This window comes from Xanthobacter autotrophicus ATCC 700552 (genome assembly GCF_043194565.1).
In the GTDB taxonomy this organism is placed as follows: Bacteria; Pseudomonadota; Alphaproteobacteria; order Rhizobiales; family Xanthobacteraceae; genus Xanthobacter; species Xanthobacter autotrophicus_F.
In genome coordinates this window covers 1-516 of record NZ_JBAFVS010000081.1, presented here as the reverse complement: position 1 = coordinate 516, position 516 = coordinate 1, and the positions used below count along the sequence as shown (strand labels likewise).

Below are 516 nucleotides of genomic sequence, written 5' to 3'. Positions count from 1 at the left end.
AGGTTCGAAGGAGAGACAGATGTCTTCGCTGCGACAGATCGCGTTTTACGGGAAGGGTGGCATCGGCAAGTCCACCACGTCCCAGAATACCCTTGCTGCGCTTGCGCAGATGGGTCACCGGATCCTCATCGTGGGTTGCGACCCCAAGGCCGACTCGACCCGCCTGATCCTGCACGCCAAGGCCCAGGACACCATTCTTTCGCTCGCCGCCAACGCCGGCTCGGTGGAAGACCTCGAGCTCGAGGACGTGATGAAGATCGGCTACCAGGACATCCGCTGCGTGGAGTCCGGTGGTCCTGAGCCGGGCGTTGGCTGCGCCGGCCGCGGCGTGATCACCTCGATCAACTTCCTGGAAGAGAACGGCGCCTACGAGGACATCGACTACGTGTCCTACGACGTGCTCGGCGACGTGGTGTGCGGCGGCTTCGCCATGCCCATCCGCGAGAACAAGGCCCAGGAAATCTACATCGTCATGTCCGGCGAGATGATGGCCATGTATGCGGCCAACAACATCTC

At 62.2% G+C, this 516-nt stretch carries 1 protein-coding gene; it reads left to right on the top strand.

Annotation, left to right across the window (positions count from 1 at the left end):
• Positions 1-19: 19 nt before the first annotated feature.
• Positions 20-516: AAA family ATPase (locus V5F48_RS24995; protein ID WP_394260649.1), on the top strand; the 497-nt coding region annotated here is incomplete at its 3' end.